Here is a 19,925-nt window from a genome sequence, read left to right as displayed (position 1 = left end):
CCAATGGCGGTCTGGCGACAGCTGGCAGGGAATTTTCCACGCATCGCGGTGATGCTGCATGACCTGGTGATGGTGTGGGCATGCTGGCAGCTGCTGCACGTCGCCCGCTATGCGATGCTGGAAGGCGCGCCTGTCATTCCCCTGATCAGCTTCGATCTCGTCATCGTCATGCTGCTGCAGGCCATGGCGTTCCATTACGTGGGCCTGTACCGCGGGCTTTGGCGCTTTGCCAGCGTCACCGACCTGGTCAACATCTTCAAGGCCTGTTTCATCGGCATGGGCGCGATCGTCCTGGTGTTCAGCTATCGGCGCCTGAACGGCATTCCGATGTCGGTGCTGGCGATCTACCCGTTCGCGCTGGCGGCCCTGCTGGGTGGACCACGCCTGCTGTACCGGGCGTGGAAGGACTACCAGTCGATCCATTCCGACGCGCGCGCGCGCCGGGTGCTGGTACTTGGGGCGGGGCACGCCGCCGAGGCGCTGGTCAAGGACCTGCGCCGCTCAGGCGATTACGAGCCGGTGGGCCTGCTTGACGATTCGCCGCACCTGAAGGGGGCCAAGCTGCAGGGCATCCCGATCCTGGGAACCATTTCCGACGTTGCGTCCGTGGCCAGGGAAACGGCAGCGAAACTGCTGGTGATCGCCATTCCCACCCTGGATGCGGCCGGGATGCAGCGGATCGTGGCGCTGTGCGAGAGCACCGGCCTGCCGTTCCGGACCGTGCCAAGGCTGAGCGATGTCCTGGAAGGAAGCATGCTGCCCGGGCAGCTCAAGGAAGTGGCCATCGAGGACCTGCTCGGCCGCAAGCCCATACAGCCGGACTGGGCGCTGATCCGTGGCTGGCTGCGCGGGCGCACGGTGATGGTGACCGGCGCCGGCGGATCCATCGGCTCCGAGCTCTGCCGCCAGTGCGCGCGCCATGGTGCAGGCAGGATCGTGCTGCTGGAAATCAGCGAGATTCTCATGCTGAACATCCAGAGCGAACTCTGCCGCAACTTCCCGCACCTGGAAATCGAGTGCGTGCTGGGCGACTGCGGCGATCCTGCCGTCGCCCGCCGTGCGCTGGGCCTGTACCGCCCGGATACCGTGTTCCATGCCGCGGCCTACAAGCAGGTTCCGCTGCTCGAAGGGCAGATGCGGGAGGCCATCCGCAACAATACGTTGGCGACCGAATGCATGGCCCGCGCCTGCCAGGAACACGGCGTGGACAATTTCGTGTTCATTTCCACCGACAAGGCGGTCGACCCGGCCAATGCGCTGGGTGCGACCAAGCGTTATGCGGAAATGATCTGCCAGAGCCTCAACGAAAAGAAGGGGACCCGCTTCGTCACCGTGCGCTTCGGCAATGTGCTGGGCTCGGTAGGCAGCGTGGTTCCGCTGTTCCGCGAGCAGATCCGCAAGGGCGGGCCGGTGACCGTGACCCATCCGGAAGTCAGCCGTTATTTCATGACGATCCCGGAGGCGTGCCTGCTGATCCTGCAGGCGGCGGCGTCCTCGTCGCGCGGTGCGATCTATATGCTGGACATGGGCGAGCCGGTGCTGATCCGGGTGCTGGCCGAGCAGATGATCCGGCTTGCCGGGCACCAGCCGGGTACCGATATCGCCATCGTCTATACCGGGCTGCGTGCGGGCGAGAAGCTGCATGAAAGCCTGTTCTATTCTGACGAGAACAGCCGGCCCACCGCCCATCCCAAGGTGCTCGAGGCCGGTGTCCGCGAATTCTCCACCGAGCGCGTGCTGGGCAGCCTGCCGCGCCTGCGCGAGGCGGTAGCCGGCTATGATGTCGAGGCGATGCAGGCGATCCTGTCTGCCGTCATCCCCGAGTATTCGCCACTGGGCGAAGCGACGGAGCCGAGCACGAAAACCAATATTGTCCCGTTTCCCAAAGAGGCTGGTAGGAACTGATGTCCCGACGCATTCGCAAGGCGGTTTTTCCTGTCGCAGGTCTCGGCACGCGCTTCCTGCCCGCTACCAAAACCGTTCCCAAGGAGATGCTGCCGATCATCGATCGCCCGTTGATCCAGTACGCCGTCGATGAGGCGATCGAGGCCGGTTGCGACACCCTGGTGTTCATCACCAACCGCTACAAGCACGCGGTTGCGGACTATTTCGACAAGGCTTACGAACTGGAGCAGAAGCTCGAGCGCGCCGGCAAGCAGGAACAGCTGGAAATGATCCGCCACGTGCTGCCCGAGGGCGTGCGGGCGGTCTTCGTGACCCAGGCCGAAGCGCTGGGCCTGGGCCATGCGGTGCTGTGCGCCAGGGCGGTGGTCGGCGACGAGCCGTTCGCCGTGCTGCTGCCGGACGACCTGATCTGGAACCGTGGCCATGGCGCGCTGAAGCAGATGGCCGATCTCAACGAGGCCAGCGGTGCGAGCGTGATCGCGGTCGAGGACGTGCCGCACGACAAGACTGCCAGCTACGGCATTGTCGCCACCGAGGCGTTCGATGGCCGCAAGGGCCGTATTTCGCAGATCGTGGAGAAGCCGAAGCCGGAAGATGCCCCCAGCGATCTGGCGGTGGTCGGTCGCTACGTGTTGAGCCCGAAGATCTTCGACCTGCTTGAGCAGACCGGCAGCGGCGCCGGCGGCGAGATCCAGCTGACCGATGCCATCGCGCAGCTGCTGAAGACCGAAGAGGTCGATGCCTACCGCTTCGAGGGCACCCGCTTCGACTGCGGCACGCACCTGGGGCTGGTGGAGGCGACGATCCGCTTCGCGCTGGACAACCCCAAACTGGCGGGCCCTGCACGCGAGAAGCTGGCGGCGATGCTGGCGGAATAGGGGGTTTTCAGGCGCTCCGTCGCGCCTTCCCGCCGGGCGTGGGAGGCGTGCGGGCAGGTCCGGCAGGACACACCGTAGATCCATCCGCAGGATTCGTTGGCGCCATCCATGATGCCAATGGTCCCGCGGCGACCTGTCCACGCCTCTGCACAGTTCCTGTGGGCGCGTAGGGGAAGGGCGGAATGAAGATCAGAGCAGAAACGGGAAAGGCAGCCATCGGCTGCCTTTCCTGTTTCCACAACGGGTATTGAATCGGGCGCCGATCCCTTTACGCGGCGGAGGGCTCCGCCAAACCCCGATGGACGGGTTTACGGCGTATCCCGGGCGGTCTCTTGCCCGCCCGGGACCACGGCAGACAGACACGCCCGCCGGCAACGCTTTGAACCTTACAGCGCCTCGAAAATACCCGCAGCGCCCATGCCGGTGCCGATGCACATGGTCACCATGCCGTACTTCTGCTGGCGACGGCGCAGGCCGTGCAGCAGGGTCGCGGTACGGATCGCGCCGGTGGCGCCGAGGGGATGTCCCAGCGCGATCGCGCCGCCCAGCGGGTTGACCTTGGCCGGGTCCAGGCCGCAATCGCGGATCACCGCCAGCGACTGCGCGGCGAAGGCTTCGTTGAGCTCGATCCAGTCCAGCTGGTCCTGGCTCAGGCCGGCCTGCTTCAGTGCCTTCGGGATCGCGGCGATCGGGCCGATGCCCATCACTTCCGGGCGCACGCCGGCCACCGAGAAGCTGACGAAGCGCGCCAGCGGAGTGAGGCCGTAGTCCTTGATCGCCTGCTCCGAGGCCAGCAGCACGGCACCGGCGCCATCGCTCATCTGCGACGAGTTGCCGGCGGTGACGGTGCCGCCGAACTGGCCGTTGCGGAACACCGGGCGCAGCTTGGCCAGGCCTTCGGCCGAGGAATCCGGGCGCGGGCCTTCGTCGGTGTCGGCGATCCTGTTGCGGGTGATGATGCGCTGGCCGTCGGCCAGGTCCGGCAGGTGCGAGACGATCTCGTACGGGCTGATCTCATCCTTGAATTCGCCGGCCTGGATCGCGGCCATGGCCTTCTGGTGCGAGGCCAGGGCGAACGCGTCCTGGTCTTCGCGCGAGACCTTCCACTCTTCGGCCACCTTCTCGGCGGTGATGCCCATGCCGTAGGCGATGGCCACGTGGTCGTTGTCGAACACGCTCGGCGCCATCGCGATCTTGTTGCCCATCATCGGCACCATCGACATCGATTCGGTGCCGCCGGCCAGCATCAGGTCGGCGTTGCCCAGGCGGATCGCGTCGGCGGCCTGGGCCACGGCCTGCAGGCCGGAGGAGCAGAAGCGGTTCACGGTCTGCGCGGCGATGGTGTTCGGCAGGCCGGCCAGCAGCACGCCGATGCGCGCCACGTTCATGCCCTGCTCGGCTTCCGGCATGGCGCAGCCGATGATCGCGTCATCGATGCGCTTGACGTCCACGCCCGGCGCCTGGGCCACGACGCTGCGCAGGACGTGCGCCAGCATGTCGTCGGGGCGGGTATTGCGGAACATGCCCTTGGGCGCCTTGCCCACCGGAGTGCGGGTGGCGGCGACGATGTAGGCGTCCTGGATTTGCTTGGTCATTGCGGTGATCTCTCGAATAGGGGTTGGAAGAGGGGCCGGCCCGTGGCCGGCACTGCCGTTGTCTTCCGTCAGTTCCGCAGCGGCTTGCCGGTCTTCAGCATGTGCGCGATGCGGGCCTGGGTCTTTTCCTGCTGGGCCAGCTCGACGAAGTGCCTGCGCTCCAGGGCCAGCAGCCACTGTTCGTCGACCAGGGTGCCGCGGTCGACCTTGCCACCGCACAGCACGGTGGCGATGCGCTCGGCGATCTCGTAGTCGTACTCGCTGATGAAACGGCCTTCGAGCATGTTTACGAGCATCATCTTGAAGGTCGCGATGCCGACGTCGCCGGCGACCTGGATGCGGCGCGCCGGCAGCGGCGGACGGTAGCCGGCTTCGGCCAGCGCACGTGCTTCGGCCTTGGCGATGTACAGCGCCTCGTAGCTGTTGAACACCACCTTGTCGGTGCCGCGCAACAGGCCCAGCTCCTTGGCGTTGACCGCCGAGTTGGACACCTTGGCCATCGCCACGGTCTCGAAGGTCTTCTTCAGTTCGGCGAACACGTCGCCGCCCGGGCCCGCGGCCTGCGAGGCGCGCACGGCCAGTTCCTTCAGGCCGCCGCCGGCCGGCAGCAGGCCAACGCCGGCCTCGACCAGGCCGATGTAGCTTTCCAGGAAGGCCACGGTCTTGGCGCTGTGCATCTGGAATTCGCAGCCGCCGCCCAGGGCCAGGCCGCGCACCGCCGCAACCACTGGCACCAGCGAGTACTTGATGCGCTGGCTGGTGCGCTGGAAGTTGGCGACCATCTGTTCGAACTGGTCGACCTTGCCGGCCTGCAGCAGGCCCAGCGCGCCGGCCAGGTCGGCGCCGGCGGAGAACGGCTCCTTCTGCTGCCAGATCACCAGGCCCTGGAAGTCCTTCTCGGCGCGGCTGACGCATTCCTGCAGGCCGTCCAGCACCTGGTCGGAGACGGTGTTCATCTTGGTCTTGAAGCTGACCACGGCGATGCCGTCGCCGTCGTGCCACATGCGCAGGCCGTCGTTCTCGAACACGGTCTCGCCCGGGGCGAACTTCTCGCCCAGCAGCGGGTCCGGGAAGCGCTGGCGCTGGTAAACCGGCAGCGACGAGCGCGGCAGCTTGGCGTTGCGCGATGGGCTGTAGCTGCCCTCGGCGGCATGCACGCCGTCGCGGCCGTCGAACACCCAGTCCGGCAGCGGCGCGCTGCTCATGCTCTTGCCGGCGACGATGTCATCGGCGATCCACTGCGCCACCTGCTTCCAGCCGGCGGCCTGCCAGGTTTCGAACGGGCCCAGCGACCAGCCGTAGCCCCAGCGGATGGCCAGGTCCACGTCGCGCGCGGTCTCGGCGATGTCGGCCAGGTGATAGGCGCTGTAGTGGAACAGGTCGCGGAAGGTCGCCCACAGGAACTGCGCCTGTGGGTGCTGGCTCTCGCGCAGCCTGGCGAATTTCTCGGCCGGGTTCCTGATCTTCAGGATCTCGACCACCTCCGGCGCGGCGGTGCGGTCGGCCGGGCGGTAGTCCTGCTTTTCCAGGTCCAGCACGACGATGTCCTTGCCGACCTTGCGGAAGATGCCGGCACCGGTCTTCTGGCCCAGCGCGCCCTTGGCGATCAGCGCCTCCAGCCACTTCGGCGACTTGAAGAACGCATGCCACGGGTCGTCCGGCAGGGTGTCGCCCATGGTCTTGATGACGTGGGCCATGGTGTCCAGGCCGACCACGTCGGAGGTGCGGTAGGTGGCCGACTTCGGGCGGCCGACCAGCGGGCCGGTCAGGCCGTCCACTTCATCGAAGCCCAGGCCGAACTGCTGGGTGTGGTGGATGGTGGACAGGATCGAGAACACGCCGATGCGGTTGCCGATGAAGTTCGGGGTGTCCTTGGCGTACACCACGCCCTTGCCCAGGGTGGTGACCAGGAATTCCTCCAGGCCTTCGAGCACGGCGGCGTCGGTGGTGGTGGCCGGGATCAGCTCGGCCAGGTGCATGTAGCGCGGCGGGTTGAAGAAGTGCACGCCGCAGAAGCGGTGGCGCAGCTGCTCGGGCAGCACGTCGGCCAGCTTGTTGATGCCCAGGCCCGAGGTGTTGGAGGCCAGCACCGCGTGGTCGGCCACGAACGGCGCGATCTTCCTGTACAGGTCCTGCTTCCAGTCCATGCGCTCGGCGATGGCCTCGATGATCAGGTCGCAGTCCTTCAGCTGCTCCAGCCCGGACTCATAGTTGGCCGGGGTGATGGCTTCGGCCAGCGAGGTGCTGGCCAGCGGCGCCGGGCTGAGCTTGCCCAGGTTGGCGATCGCCTTGAGCACGATGCCGTCGGCCGGGCCTTCCTTTGCAGGCAGGTCGAACAGCACGGTGTCGACGCCAGCATTGGTGAGGTGGGCGGCGATCTGGGCACCCATGACGCCGGCACCCAGCACGGCGGCGCGGCGGATCAGCAGGGAATTGGACATGGTGTAGGGCCTTTGTTGGTACCGGGTGGAATCAGGGGGAGGCGGGCGGGATGGCGCCATGCGCGCTGGCGCGGAACCCGGCCTCGGCGAAATGGATCAGTTCGTTGGCGGCCTTGCTGCGATGCGCGGCCTCGCTGATGCCGTGCGGGCGCTTGATCAGGCCGAAGTCGGCCATCGCATAGGTCAGCGCGCCGGCGAGGAAGTCGAGCCGCCAGTAAAGTTCTTCCTTGCTCAGGCCGGGCACGCAGGCGCCGATGGCCTTGCCGAACTCGCGCAGCACATGGCCGTAGTGGTCGGACAGGAACTTGCGCAGGTTGTCGTTCTTCTCGGCATAGGCGCGGGCGATCACCCGCACGAACGCGCCGCCACTCTGCCGGTCCTGGGCCATCGCCAGCGCCGGCTCGACGAAGGCGGCCAGCACCGCGCGCAGGTCGCCCGGGTGGGTGGAGCGGGCCTGCTCCAGCTGCGCCAGGCGGGCGGCGGTCATCTCGTCCATGCGCCGGCGGAACACCTCGTTGACCAGGTTTTCCTTGGAGCCGAAGTGGTAGTTGACCGCGGCGATGTTGACGTCGGCGTGACTGGTCACCTGGCGCAGCGAGGTGCCGGAGAAGCCGTATTGCGCGAACAACTCCTCGGCGGCGCCGAGGATGCGGTCCTTGGTGGAGAAGCTGGCGGGTTTGCCCATGGCGATGGAATCAATCAAACGATTGTTTGGATGCTACGCCCGGTGGGTGCCCGGGTCATGCTGCTATGCAGCATCATTCATCTGGCGCTGTGCAAAGCCCCGGGCCACCCGTTAGAATTGGCAACCGCAATTCAGGCTAAGCCCGCGTCCGCACGCGGGTTTTTTTCATGTACCCTCGGGCCGACCGGCCCCAAATCCGGAGAATTCCCATGGCGCTGGAGCGCACCCTTTCCATCATCAAGCCCGATGCCGTCGCCAAGAACGTGATCGGCGAGATCTACGCCCGCTTCGAGAAGGCCGGCCTGAAGGTCGTGGCCGCCAAGTACAAGCAGCTGTCGCGCCGCGAGGCCGAGGGCTTCTACGCCGTGCACCGCGAGCGTCCGTTCTTCAACGCGCTGGTCGAGTTCATGATCTCCGGCCCGGTGATGATCCAGGCCCTGGAAGGCGAGAACGCCGTGCTGGCCCACCGCGACCTGCTGGGCGCCACCAATCCGAAGGAAGCCGCGCCGGGCACCATCCGCGCCGACTTCGCCGAATCCATCGACGCCAATGCCGCCCACGGCTCGGACTCGGTCGAGAATGCCGCGATCGAGATCGCCTACTTCTTCGCCGCCACCGACGTGGTTTCGCGCTGAGCGGCAGGTAAAAGGTTGAATCCGTGAACGAGGTCGTACAGTCCCCCGCCATCCAGCCGCTGCCGAAAACCACGCCGGCGGCTGGCAAGCAGAACCTGCTCGACCTCGATCGCGCGGGCCTGGAGAAGTTCTTCGTCGAGACCCTCGGCGAGCAGAAGTTCCGTGCCCACCAGGTGATGAAGTGGATCCATCATCGCTACGTCACCGATTTCGACCAGATGACCGACCTCGGCAAGTCGCTGCGCGCCAAGCTGCAGCAGCATGCCGAGGTCGTCGTCCCCAATGTCGTGTTCGACAAGCCTTCCGCAGACGGCACCCACAAGTGGCTGCTGGCGATGGGCGTGGATGGCAGGAATGCCATCGAGACCGTGTACATCCCGGACAAGACCCGCGGCACGCTGTGCGTGTCCTCGCAGGTCGGCTGCGGCCTCAACTGCACGTTCTGTTCGACCGCCACCCAGGGCTTCAACCGCAACCTGACCACCGCCGAGATCATCGGCCAGGTGTGGGTCGCGGCCCGTCACCTGGGCAACGTGCCGCACCAGATGCGCCGCCTCACCAACGTGGTGATGATGGGCATGGGCGAGCCGCTGATGAATTTCGACAATGTCGTGCGCGCCATGAGCATCATGCGCGACGACCTGGGCTACGGCCTGGCCAACAAGCGCGTGACCTTGTCCACTTCCGGGCTGGTGCCGCAGATCGACCGCCTCTCGGTCGAGAGCGACGTGTCGCTGGCGGTGTCGCTGCATGCGCCCAATGACGAGCTGCGCGAGACCCTGGTGCCGCTCAACAAGAAGTATCCGATCGCCGAACTGATGGCGTCCTGCGCGCGCTACCTGCGCGGCAACAAGCGGCGCGATTCGGTGACCTTCGAATACACCCTGATGAAGGGCATCAATGACCAGCCCGAGCATGCCCGCCAGCTGGCGCGGCTGATGCGCCAGTTCGACAACGCCGTGCAGGCCCGGGACTCGGGCAAGGTCAACCTGATCCCGTTCAACCCGTTCCCCGGTACCCGCTACGAGCGTTCCGACGAAGAGCAGATCCGCGCCTTCCAGAAGATCCTGCTCGATGCGCAGGTGCTGACCATGGTGCGGCGGACCCGCGGCGACGACATCGATGCCGCCTGCGGCCAGCTCAAGGGGCAGGTGATGGACCGCACCCGCCGCCAGGCCGAGTTCAACCGCCTGCTGCAGGCCCAGGACGCGCTCCCGGCGCAGCGGGACGCGCTTGGTTGAGCGCCTGCTCGCGTCGGTGCTGCTCCTGCTGCTGCTTGCCGGCTGCGGGCATGGCACCAAGGCGACCAAGGTCCGCTGGGGCCAGGAGATGGCGCAGCCGGTCGAGGTGCATGACGACCGCCAGGTGCGTGCGCGCCTGCGTTACCAGGAACTGCTGCGCTTGGTCGGTGACCGGCTGGGCCGCGACGATCTGGATGGTGCCTTCAAGCACGCCCGCTCGGCGCAGAAACTGGCGCCGGACGATCCGGCGGCCTACACCCTGCAGGCGGTCATCGAGGGGCGGCGTGGCCACGTGGAGGCAGCCGGCAAGCTGTACCGGCGCGCCGCCGAGCTTGCGCCGGCCCAGGGCGACGTGCTCAACAACTATGGTGCCTGGCTGTGCGCCAACGGGCATCCGGCCGAAGCGCTGGTCTGGTTCGATCGCGCCGTGGCCGATCCGGGCTACCTGCAGCGTGCCGATGCGCTGGCAAATGCCGGCGGCTGCGCGCTGGAAGCGGGGCAGGGCGAGCGCGCCGGGCAGGACCTGCGGCAGGCGCTCGAGCTTGACCCGGACAATGCCTACGCGCTGGAGGCGATGGCGCGCAACGAGTTCCGGCTGGGGCGGTATTTCGAGGCGCGGGCGTTCTACCAGCGGCGGCTGGCGGCTGCGCCAGCAACGGTTTCCGTGTTACAACTTGCCATTCAGATTGAAGAACGGCTGGGCGACAGCAGTGCCGTCAGCCGATACCAGCAGCGGTTGCGTGAGGAATTTCCTGCCGGCGCAACCCCGAATTCCCAGGGCTGATGCATTGTGAGCAATGATCCGGGTATGAACGCTTTTGAGGGGGCGGTGGGCTGCGGGGAGCAGCTTCGCCAGGCGCGTCAAGCGGCCGGCCTGTCGCTGGAAGAGGTGGCAGGGCGGCTGCACATGCCGCTGCAGGTGGTTGCCGCGCTGGAGGAAGAGCGTTGGGAGCGGCTGGGGGCGCCGGTGTTCGTGCGCGGCCAGCTGCGCAGCTACGCGCGCCTGCTGGGCGTCAACCTGGACGGGCTGCTGCAGCAGGCGCGGATCGCGCCGGTCGAGCCGCCCAGGCTGGTCAGTCATACGCATACCCCGCGCGTCCGCCGCGTGGCCGAAAGCCTTGGCCGCCGGGCGGTATACGTGGTGATCACCGCGGTGCTCGCGGTACCGGTCTGGTATGCCTTCCAGAGCAAGTTCGGCGAGGCCGTGCCCAGTACCGCATCGCTGGACGTGGTGCCGGATGCGGCCTCGGTGGCTGCGGCTGCCGGTGGCGCCGGCGCCGACGACGCGGCGGTGCGCCCGGCATCCGAGCGCGCGCCCTATATCGCATCGATGGCGCCGCTGGCGCGACAGGCGGCCGAGCCGCAGCTGGTGGCGGCCTCGCCGGGCATGAGCCTGGAGTTCCGCGGCGACAGCTGGGTTGAGGTCTCCGCACCGGACGGCTCCATCGTCGAGAAAGCGCTGATCCGCGCTGGCGAGAAGCGCAGTTACACCCCCGGCCAGGTCGGCCGGATGAAGGTAGGCAACGCCTCGGAAGTCGACTTCCGGCAGGGCGCTGGCAGCGTCGACCTGGCGCCGTATACAAGCGGTAATAATGTGGCCCGCTTTACGGTATCCTCTGACGGCTCCGTGGCGCCGGTTTCGCACTGAAACAAGCGCAGATCAAAACACCAAGGCTCCCCCGGCAGGATTGGAGCGAGAGTTACGCATGGCGATTGACGACCTGCTCGACGAGCATGAACAAGGCGAACGTGTCCGCACCTGGCTGCGCCAGAACGGCGCTGGAATCATTGGCGGGGTAGTGCTTGCGCTGGCCTTGATCATGGGCTGGAAGTGGTGGCAGAACGATCAGGTAGGCAAGCTGGCCCAGGCCAACAGCCGCTACGATGCCGTTTCCCGCAGCCTGCAGTCCAAGAACCTGGACGAGGCGGCCAAGGAAGTGGCGGCGCTGGAAGGCAGCAAGGCCGGCATCTATGCCGACCTGGCAGCGCTGGAGCTGGCCAAGGCGCAGGTCGAGGCCGGCAAGAACGACGACGCGATCAAGACCCTGCGCGGGTTGAAGGTCGAGGGCGAGTTCAAGATGCTGATCGACCAGCGCATCGCGCGCCTGCTGATCGAAACCGGCAAGCCGGCCGAAGCGCAGGCGATGCTCGGCAACGCCGACGACAGCGCCGGCCTCGAGATCCGCGGTGACGCACTGGTCGCGCAGGGCAAGCGCGAGCAGGCCCGCGAGCTGTACGCGCAGTCGCTGGCCAAGCTCGACGTCGCCGCGCCGCAGCGTCGCCTGCTCGAAATCAAGCTGATGGACGCCGGCGGTACCGTCGCCGATCCTGCGGCGGAGAAGAACTGATGAAACTCAAGCATGTGGCGGGCATCGCGCTGGTCGCGGTGGCGCTGAGCGGTTGCTCGACGGTGAAGGGCTGGTTCGCGGGCAAGGATGCCGAAGCCAAGAAAGCGCTGGAGCCGGCGGAACTGGTCAAATTCGAGCCCACCCTCAAGGTCAACCGCATCTGGTCGGCCAACGTCGGCAAGGGCGAAGGCCGGATCGGCGTGCGCCAGGGGCCGGCCGTGGCCGATGGCCGGGTCTACGCCGCGGCGGTCGAAGGCGGCGTGCATGCGCTGGACCTGCAGACCGGCAAGCAGGTGTGGGAATACACGCCCGCCAAGGAAAAGAAGAAGGCCAGGCTGCGCCTGTCCGGTGGCCCGGGCGTGGGCGAGGGGCTGGTCGTCATCGGCACCCTGGACGGGCAGGTGATCGCGCTGGACGCGGCCAACGGCAGCGAGAAGTGGCGCGCGCGCGTGCCCGGCGAGATCATCGCCGCCCCGGCGGTTGCGCAGGGCCTGGTGTTCGTGCGCAGCAACGACGGCCGCACCACCGCGCTGGACGCCGGCAGCGGCGAGCGGCGCTGGTTCAATTCGCAGGAGCTGCCTTCGCTGACCGTGCGCGGCAATGCGCCGGTGGTCGCGGGGCCGGGCGTACTGTTCATCGGCAACGACGATGGCACCCTGGCGGCGCTGGCGATGCAGGATGGCCGTCCGCTGTGGGAGCAGGCCATCGGCACGCCGGAAGGCCGCACCGAGCTGGAGCGCATGGCCGACGTGGACGGCGCCCCGGTGCTGGAAGGCAACAACCTGTACGTGACCAGCTTCAAGAACGAGACCATGGCGATCGAGGGCCCGAGCGGCCGTCCGCTGTGGTCGCGCGACCATGGTGGCGGCGGCGGCCTGGCCGTGTCCTCCGGCCACGTGCTGGTGACCGACGGCAAGGGCACCGTCTACGGCCTGGACAAGACCTCGGGCGCGGCGATGTGGTCGCAGCAGGCGCTGGCGCGGCGTTCGGTGACCGGCCCGGCGATCCAGGGCGATTACGTCGTGGTCGCCGATTACAAGGGATACCTGCACTGGCTGCAGATGGGCGATGGCGCCCTGGCAGCCCGCGAGAAGAGCGGGGGCGACCCGGTGGTCGCGCAACCCATCGTCGCCGAAGGCGTACTGCTGGTGCAGAACGTGGACGGCAAGCTGACCGCCTGGCGGTTGGCGAACTAAGGAGTCCAAGCGATGCTGCCTTTGGTCGCCCTGGTTGGACGGCCGAATGTCGGCAAGTCGACCATCTTCAATGCCTTGACGCGTACGCGCGACGCCCTGGTCCATGACCAGCCGGGCGTCACCCGCGACCGCAACTACGGCGTGTGCCGGCTCGACGAGGACAACCCGTTCCTGATCGTCGACACCGGTGGCATCGCCGAGCAGGAGGAGGGCCTTGCCGGCGCCACCGCGCGCCAGGCCCGTGCCGCCGCCGCCGAGGCGGACCTGATCCTGTTCGTGGTCGATGCCCGCGACGGTACCTCGGCGCTGGACGACGAGATCCTGGCCTGGCTGCGCAAGCTGTCGCGCCCGACGCTGCTGTTGATCAACAAGATCGACGGCACCGACGAGCAGGAAGTGCGTTCGGAATTCGCGCGCTATGGCTTCGGCGAGATGCTCACGGTCTCGGCCGCGCACCGCCAGGGCCTGGACGACCTGCTGGCGGAAGTCGTCGAGCGGCTGCCGGAAGAGGGCACGACCGAGACCCTGGACAACGATCCGGCGCGGATCCGCATCGCGTTCGTCGGCCGTCCCAATGTCGGCAAGTCCACGCTGGTGAACCGCCTGCTCGGCGAGGAGCGCATGATCGCTTCCGACGTGCCCGGCACCACCCGCGATTCGATTTCCGTGGACCTCGAGCGCGACGGGCGGTTGTACCGGCTGATCGATACCGCCGGCCTGCGCCGCAAGTCGCGCGTGGACGAGGTGGTCGAGAAGTTCTCGGTGGTCAAGACCCTGCGCTCGATCGAGGAGTGCCAGGTCGCGGTGCTGATGCTCGATGCCAGCGAGGGCGTCACCGACCAGGACGCCAGCGTGCTTGGCGCGGTGCTCGATGCCGGCCGCGCACTGGTGATCGCGATCAACAAGTGGGACGGGCTGACCGACTACCAGCGCGAGCAGGCCGAAACCCTGTTGTCGCTCAAGCTCGGCTTCGTGCCCTGGGCCGAGGTGGTGCGGATCTCCGCCAAGCACGGTTCGGGCCTGCGCGAACTGTTCCGCGCGGTACACCGCGCGCATGCCTCGGCCACCCACGAATTCAGCACCAGCGAAGTGAACAAGGCGCTGGAAATCGCCTACGAGAGCAACCCGCCACCGAGCATCCGCGGCCATGTCTCCAAGCTGCGCTACGTGCACCCGGGCGGCACCAATCCGCCGACCTTCATCGTGCACGGCACGCGCCTGAAGGAGCTGCCGGACTCGTACAAGCGCTACCTGGAGAACTTCTTCCGCAAGCGCTTCAAGCTGGTGGGCACGCCGGTGACCTTCCTGTTCCGCGAGGGCGCCAACCCCTACGAGGGCAAGAAGAACGTGCTGACCGAGCGCCAGGTCAAGGCCAAACGGCGCCTGATGAAGCACGTCAAAGGCAGGAAGTGAGCATCCCGGGGCGGCCGCAAGGCCGCCCTTTGCGGTAGTGGCCAGCGGTTGAAGGCAGCCGCTACCGCCCACGGCGGGCGCATGACCGATAATCCCGGCATGAGCATTCGCGAACTGACCCCGGAACAGGCCCGCGCCCGGCAACAGGCCGGCGCGGCGATGATCGACGTGCGCGCCGCGCACGAGCGCGCCGCCGGCATGGCCGAAGGCGCGCGCGGGGTTGCCGGCGGCGAGCTGCTGGCGGCGCCCGGCAGCGTCCTGCCATCGCCGGAACAGGAAATCATCCTGATCTGCCAGAGCGGCAGGCGCTCGCTGGATGCGGCCGTGGCCCTGCAGGCGGCCGGATACACGCAGCTGGCGTCGGTCGCTGGCGGAACGGTCGCGTGGCGGGCGGCGGGACTGCCGCTGGTGCAGCCCGGGCTGGATGCGGGCGAGCGCGACTTCTACGACCGCTATTCGCGGCACCTGCTGCTGCCGCAGGTGGGCGAGGCCGGTCAGCGGCGCCTGCAGCGCTCGTGCGTGCTGGTGGTCGGTGCCGGCGGGCTGGGTGCGCCGGCGGCGTTCTACCTGGCCGCGGCCGGGGTGGGGCGGCTGCGCATCGTCGACGACGACGTCGTGGATCGCAGCAACCTGCAGCGCCAGATCATCCATACCGATGCCGCGATCGGCAGCGCCAAGGTCGAATCCGCGCGCGCGCGCCTGCTGGCGCTGAATCCGCACATCGAGGTGGACGCAGTCGCGCAGCGGGTGACATCGGCCAACGTCGACGCGTTGATGGAGGGCGTGGACGTGGTGCTGGACGGCTCGGACAACTTCCCGCTGCGCTACCTGCTCAACGACGCCTGCATCAAGCACGCGCGGCCACTGGTGTACGCCGCGATCGAGCGGTTCGACGGGCAGGTCGGCGTGTTCGATGCCGGCCGCCGGCGTGGCCAGGCGCCATGCTACCGCTGCCTGTTCCCCGAGCCGCCGCCGCCGGAGTTCGCGCCCAACTGCGCCGAGGCCGGGGTGCTCGGCGTGCTGCCGGGGCTGGCCGGCGTGATCCAGGCCACCGAAGTGCTCAAGCTGCTGCTGGAGATCGGCCAGCCGCTGGCCGGGCGGCTGCTGCGCTTCGATGCGCTGGGCATGCGTTTTGCCGAGACCCGCGTGCCTGCCGACCCCGGTTGCGCGGTGTGCGCGCCGGGCCGCGCGTTTCCCGGCTACATCGACTACGCCGCGTTCTGCGCCCATCGCGGCTGATCGCGGCCGCCGGCCACGGCGCGGGATGTCGTGCCGCGCCGAATCGGGGACAATAGCCGGCCCGTTCCCGCCTCCACGCCCATGACCCTGCCTGCCGAAGCCTCCGCGGCCACTTCCCGCATCCTCGATGGCCGCCGCATCGCCGAAGAACTGCTCGACGACCTGAAGCTGCGCGTCGATGCGCGGATCGCGGCCGGGCGTTCGCGGCCGGGGCTGGCGGTGGTGCTGGTCGGCGGCGACCCGGCCTCGGCGGTGTACGTGCGCAACAAGCGCCGTGCCGCGCAGAAGGTCGGGATCGAGGCCTTCGACCATGACCTGCCCGAGGGCACCACCGAGGCGCAGCTGCTGGACCTGATCGACCGGCTCAACGCCGATCCGAAGATCCACGGCATCCTGATCCAGCTGCCGCTGCCGGGCATCGCCGACGCCAACCGGCTGATCCAGCGCATCGATCCGCGCAAGGACGTGGATGGCTTCCATCCGCAGAACGTGGGGCACCTGGCACTGCGCGAATTCGGCCTGCGCCCGTGCACGCCGCGCGGCATCATCACCCTGCTGGCGCATACCGACCAGCCGGTGCGCGGCCGCAATGCCACCATCGTCGGGGTCAGCAACCATGTCGGCCGGCCGATGGGGCTGGAACTGCTGATTGCCGGCTGCACCGTCACCAGCTGCCACAAGTTCACCCCGCGCGAGGAACTGGAGCGGGCGGTGCGCAACGCCGACATCCTGGTGGTGGCGGTGGGCATCCCGCAGCTGGTGCCGGGCGAGTGGGTCAAGCCGGGTGCGGTGGTGATCGATGTCGGCATCAACCGCATGGACGACGGCCGCCTGGTCGGCGACGTGGGGTTCGAGGCGGCGTCGCGGCGTGCCAGCTGGATCACCCCGGTGCCGGGCGGTGTCGGTCCGATGACCGTGGCCACGCTGATGCAGAACACCATCGAGGCGGCCGAAGCGGCGGGCTGAACCACCGCGGTGGTGGCGGCCATCCAGCGGCAATCGAGGCGCTCCCCGCGCCGGGCAGGATCGCCGGGCGGTGGCCGTCCGGTCCCGCGGCCCGGAACCACGGGCGCCGGCGCGACACTGCGTCGCACCGGCCCCCTGCCATCGGCGCCCGAACAAGGGTAAAATGACGCGCTTCCCCACATCTCGGGTATGCCGATGCTGCGCATCCAGGCTGAAGCACTGACCTACGACGACGTCTCGCTCGTCCCCGCCCACTCCACGATCCTGCCCAAGGATGTCGACCTCGGCACGCGCCTGACCCGCGACCTGCGGCTGAAGCTGCCGATCGTCTCGGCGGCCATGGATACGGTCACCGAAGCGCGCCTGGCGATCGCCATGGCCCAGCTCGGCGGCATCGGCATCATCCACAAGAACTTGCCGCTGGAGCAGCAGGCCGCCGAAGTGGCCAAGGTCAAGAAATTCGAGTCCGGCGTGATCCGCGACCCGATCACGGTCGGCCCGGAAACCAGCATCCGCGAAGTGCTGGCGCTGACCCAGGCGCACAACATCTCCGGCGTGCCGGTGGTGGGCAGCGACGGCCAGCTGGCCGGCATCGTCACCCACCGCGACATGCGCTTCGAGACCGAGCTGGACGACCCGGTCCGCCACATCATGACCAAGAAGGACCGCCTGGTCACGGTCAAGGAAGGCGCGGCCTCGGACGAAGTGCTGTCGCTGCTGCACCGGAACCGCATCGAGAAGGTGCTGGTGGTCAACGACGCGTTCGAACTGCGCGGCCTGATCACCGTCAAGGACATCCAGAAGAAGAGCGACAACCCGAACGCGGCCAAGGACGCGGCGACGCGCCTGCTGGTCGGTGCCGCGGTGGGCGTCGGCGGCGACACCGACCGCCGTGTCGAGGCGCTGGTCGCCGCCGGCGTGGACGTGCTGGTGGTGGATACCGCCCACGGCCACTCGCAGGGCGTGCTGGACCGCGTGCGCTGGGTCAAGAAGCACTTCCCGCAGGTACAGGTCGTCGGCGGCAACATCTGCACCGGCGAGGCGGCGCTGGCGCTGCTGGACAGCGGCGCGGACGCGGTCAAGGTCGGCATCGGCCCGGGCTCGATCTGCACCACGCGCGTGGTCGCCGGCGTCGGCGTGCCGCAGGTCACCGCGATCGACCTGGTCGCCGAGGCGCTGCAGGACCGCATCCCGCTGATCGCCGACGGTGGCATCCGCTACTCCGGCGACATCGGCAAGGCGCTGGCCGCCGGTGCGTCGACGGTGATGATCGGCGGCCTGCTGGCCGGTACCGAGGAATCGCCGGGCGAGACCGAACTGTTCCAGGGCCGCTCGTACAAGAGCTACCGCGGCATGGGGTCGCTGGCGGCGATGGAAAAGGGCTCCAAGGACCGCTATTTCCAGGACGCGGCCACCGCCGACAAGCTGGTGCCGGAAGGCATCGAGGGCCGGGTGCCGTACCGTGGCCCGGTCGGCGGCATCATCCACCAGCTGGTCGGCGGCCTGCGCGCGACCATGGGCTACGTGGGCTGCGGCACCATCGAGGACATGCGCAGCAAGCCGAAGTTCGTGAAGATCAGCGGCGCCGGCCAGCGCGAGAGCCACGTCCACGACGTGCAGATCACCAAGGAACCGCCGAACTACCGCGCCTGACGCGGAACGAGCGAAGAGGAACGCGGACCCGGTCCCGTTCCTCTTTCTCTATACGCCACCGGCACCCGCATCGCCCCGCAACCCGACTCATCGATCCGTTCCAGGCCTCATGACCAACATCCACAACGACAAGATCCTCATCCTCGATTTCGGCGCCCAGTACACGCAGCTGATCGCGCGCCGCATCCGCGAGTTCGGCGTGTATTGCGAAATCTGGGCCTGGGACCATGATCCGGCCGAGATCGCCGCCTTCGGCGCCAAGGGCATCATCCTGTCCGGTGGCCCGGAATCGACCACGCAGGCCGGTGCGCCGGCCGCGCCGCAGGAAGTGTTCGACAGCGGGCTGCCGCTGCTGGGCATCTGCTACGGCCTGCAGACCATGGCCAAGCAGCTGGGCGGCGGCACCGAAGCCGCCGACCAGCGCGAATTCGGCCACGCCGAAGTGCGGCTGCTGGGCCACGACGGCCTGCTGGGCGGGCTGTCCGACCACAATGGCGAGCCGCGCCTGGACGTGTGGATGAGCCATGGCGACCACGTCACCCACGTGCCGCCGGGCTTCGTCATCACCGCGGTGACCGACCGCATCCCGGTGGCGGCGATGGCCAACGAGGAAAAGCGCTGGTACGGCGTGCAGTTCCATCCGGAAGTGACCCACACCAGGCAGGGCTCGGCGCTGCTCAAGCGTTTCGTCACCGAAATCTGCGGCTGCGCCACGCTGTGGACCGCGGCCAACATCATCGACGACCAGATCGCCCGCGTGCGCGAGCAGGTCGGCAGCGACGAGGTGATCCTGGGCCTGTCCGGTGGCGTCGATTCGTCGGTGGTCGCCGCGCTGCTGCACAAGGCCATCGGCCCGCAGCTGACCTGCGTGTTCGTCGACACCGGCCTGCTGCGCTTCCAGGAAGGCGACCAGGTCATGAAGATGATGGCCGAGAACATGGGCGTGAAGGTGGTGCGGGTCAATGCCGCAGACCGCTATTTCAAGGCGCTCGAAGGCGTGTCCGACCCGGAAGCCAAGCGCAAGATCATCGGCAACCTGTTCGTGGAGATCTTCGACGAGGAGTCGAACAAGCTCAGCAACGCCAAGTGGCTGGCGCAGGGCACGATCTACCCGGACGTGATCGAATCGGCCGGCAGCAAGACCGGCAAGGCGCACGTGATCAAGAGCCACCACAACGTGGGCGGCCTGCCGGAGGACATGAAGCTCAAGCTGGTCGAGCCGCTGCGCGAGCTGTTCAAGGACGAGGTGCGCCGCCTTGGCGTCGAACTGGGCCTGCCGCGCGCCATGGTCTACCGCCACCCGTTCCCCGGCCCGGGCCTGGGCGTGCGCATCCTCGGCGAAGTGAAGCGCGAGTACGCCGAGCTGCTGGCCAGGGCCGATGCGATCTTCATCGAGGAGCTGCGTGCGGCCGACCTGTACGACAAGACCTCGCAGGCGTTCGCGGTGTTCCTGCCGGTGAAGTCGGTGGGCGTGGTCGGCGACGCGCGCGCCTACGAATGGGTGATCGCACTGCGCGCGGTGGAAACCATCGACTTCATGACCGCGCACTGGGCGCACCTGCCGTACGACTTCCTCGGCCGCGTGTCCAACCGCATCATCAACGAACTGCGCGGCGTCTCGCGCGTGGTCTACGACATCTCCGGCAAGCCGCCGGCGACGATCGAGTGGGAGTGATTCCGGGCTGAGGGCCTGGCCCGTGTTGCACGGGGCAGGCCAACCGGGGCCGCCG

General features: G+C 68.0%; 16 protein-coding genes. 13 read left to right on the top strand and 3 right to left on the bottom strand.

Features of this window, described 5'->3' with window-relative positions; all coding sequences use genetic code 11:
- Positions 1 to 3: 3 nt before the first annotated feature.
- On the top strand, positions 4 to 1,905 hold the full coding sequence (locus tag QQA12_RS09390; RefSeq protein ID WP_226049154.1) for a nucleoside-diphosphate sugar epimerase/dehydratase: 1,902 nt from the start codon (positions 4 to 6) through the stop codon (positions 1,903 to 1,905).
- Positions 1,905 to 2,783 carry a UTP--glucose-1-phosphate uridylyltransferase GalU gene (galU, locus tag QQA12_RS09385; RefSeq protein WP_054666275.1) on the top strand — a complete coding sequence of 293 codons (879 nt, stop codon included), beginning with the start codon at positions 1,905 to 1,907 and terminating at the stop codon, positions 2,781 to 2,783. The genes QQA12_RS09390 and galU overlap by 1 nt, the downstream gene beginning before the upstream one ends.
- Positions 2,784 to 3,169: 386 nt before the next feature.
- Here the strand turns inward: galU and QQA12_RS09380 are convergent, their stop codons facing one another.
- From QQA12_RS09380 to QQA12_RS09370, 3 genes are all read right to left on the bottom strand, one after another.
- Positions 3,170 to 4,378 carry an acetyl-CoA C-acyltransferase gene (locus tag QQA12_RS09380; protein WP_226049153.1) on the bottom strand — a complete coding sequence of 403 codons (1,209 nt, stop codon included), beginning with the start codon at positions 4,376 to 4,378 and terminating at the stop codon, positions 3,170 to 3,172.
- 68 nt (positions 4,379 to 4,446) lie between these two features.
- Entirely contained in the window at positions 4,447 to 6,819 is a 2,373-nt protein-coding gene (locus tag QQA12_RS09375) for a 3-hydroxyacyl-CoA dehydrogenase/enoyl-CoA hydratase family protein (protein WP_226049152.1), read from the bottom strand.
- Between the two features lie 31 nt (positions 6,820 to 6,850).
- Entirely contained in the window at positions 6,851 to 7,504 is a 654-nt protein-coding gene (locus tag QQA12_RS09370; RefSeq protein WP_226049151.1) for a TetR family transcriptional regulator, read from the bottom strand.
- Positions 7,505 to 7,713: 209 nt separating this feature from the next.
- Between QQA12_RS09370 and ndk the strand changes: the two genes are divergently transcribed.
- The 11 genes from ndk to guaA all read left to right on the top strand — a co-directional run bounded on the left by ndk (position 7,714) and on the right by guaA (position 19,870).
- Complete coding sequence (gene ndk / locus QQA12_RS09365) at positions 7,714 to 8,139, top strand: nucleoside-diphosphate kinase (protein WP_182334567.1); 426 nt, start codon at positions 7,714 to 7,716, stop codon at positions 8,137 to 8,139.
- 23 nt (positions 8,140 to 8,162) lie between these two features.
- The gene (gene rlmN, locus QQA12_RS09360; protein WP_054666259.1) at positions 8,163 to 9,380 is read left to right on the top strand and encodes a 23S rRNA (adenine(2503)-C(2))-methyltransferase RlmN; all 1,218 of its coding nucleotides are present in this window, start codon (positions 8,163 to 8,165) and stop codon (positions 9,378 to 9,380) included.
- Entirely contained in the window at positions 9,373 to 10,164 is a 792-nt protein-coding gene (gene pilW, locus QQA12_RS09355) for a type IV pilus biogenesis/stability protein PilW (protein WP_056931721.1), read from the top strand. Before rlmN ends, pilW begins: the two co-directional genes overlap by 8 nt.
- Positions 10,165 to 10,188: 24 nt before the next feature.
- Positions 10,189 to 11,028, top strand: coding sequence for a RodZ domain-containing protein (locus tag QQA12_RS09350; RefSeq protein WP_226049150.1), 840 nt, complete (start codon positions 10,189 to 10,191; stop codon positions 11,026 to 11,028).
- 58 nt (positions 11,029 to 11,086) lie between these two features.
- Positions 11,087 to 11,728 (top strand): tetratricopeptide repeat protein, encoded by a 642-nt coding sequence (locus QQA12_RS09345; protein WP_054666255.1) that lies wholly within the window; start codon positions 11,087 to 11,089, stop codon positions 11,726 to 11,728.
- On the top strand, positions 11,728 to 12,924 hold the full coding sequence (gene bamB, locus QQA12_RS09340; protein WP_226049149.1) for an outer membrane protein assembly factor BamB: 1,197 nt from the start codon (positions 11,728 to 11,730) through the stop codon (positions 12,922 to 12,924). Before QQA12_RS09345 ends, bamB begins: the two co-directional genes overlap by 1 nt.
- A 12-nt stretch (positions 12,925 to 12,936) precedes the next feature.
- A complete protein-coding gene (gene der / locus QQA12_RS09335; protein WP_054666251.1) occupies positions 12,937 to 14,337 on the top strand; it encodes a ribosome biogenesis GTPase Der in 1,401 nt (466 codons plus the stop codon).
- A 99-nt stretch (positions 14,338 to 14,436) separates the two neighbouring features.
- The gene (gene moeB, locus QQA12_RS09330; protein WP_226049924.1) at positions 14,437 to 15,576 is read left to right on the top strand and encodes a molybdopterin-synthase adenylyltransferase MoeB; all 1,140 of its coding nucleotides are present in this window, start codon (positions 14,437 to 14,439) and stop codon (positions 15,574 to 15,576) included.
- Between the two features lie 81 nt (positions 15,577 to 15,657).
- A complete protein-coding gene (folD, locus tag QQA12_RS09325; protein ID WP_054666247.1) occupies positions 15,658 to 16,542 on the top strand; it encodes a bifunctional methylenetetrahydrofolate dehydrogenase/methenyltetrahydrofolate cyclohydrolase FolD in 885 nt (294 codons plus the stop codon).
- Between the two features lie 195 nt (positions 16,543 to 16,737).
- Complete coding sequence (gene guaB / locus QQA12_RS09320; protein ID WP_054668697.1) at positions 16,738 to 18,195, top strand: IMP dehydrogenase; 1,458 nt, start codon at positions 16,738 to 16,740, stop codon at positions 18,193 to 18,195.
- A 109-nt stretch (positions 18,196 to 18,304) separates the two neighbouring features.
- Positions 18,305 to 19,870 (top strand): glutamine-hydrolyzing GMP synthase, encoded by a 1,566-nt coding sequence (guaA, locus tag QQA12_RS09315; RefSeq protein ID WP_182334560.1) that lies wholly within the window; start codon positions 18,305 to 18,307, stop codon positions 19,868 to 19,870.
- Positions 19,871 to 19,925 lie beyond the last annotated feature (55 nt).

This window comes from Stenotrophomonas sp. 17(2023) (assembly GCF_030345315.1).
In the GTDB taxonomy this organism is placed as follows: domain Bacteria; phylum Pseudomonadota; class Gammaproteobacteria; order Xanthomonadales; family Xanthomonadaceae; genus Stenotrophomonas; species Stenotrophomonas acidaminiphila.
Note: the sequence above shows the minus strand (reverse complement) of the source record. Positions and strands in the feature narration are given on the sequence as shown.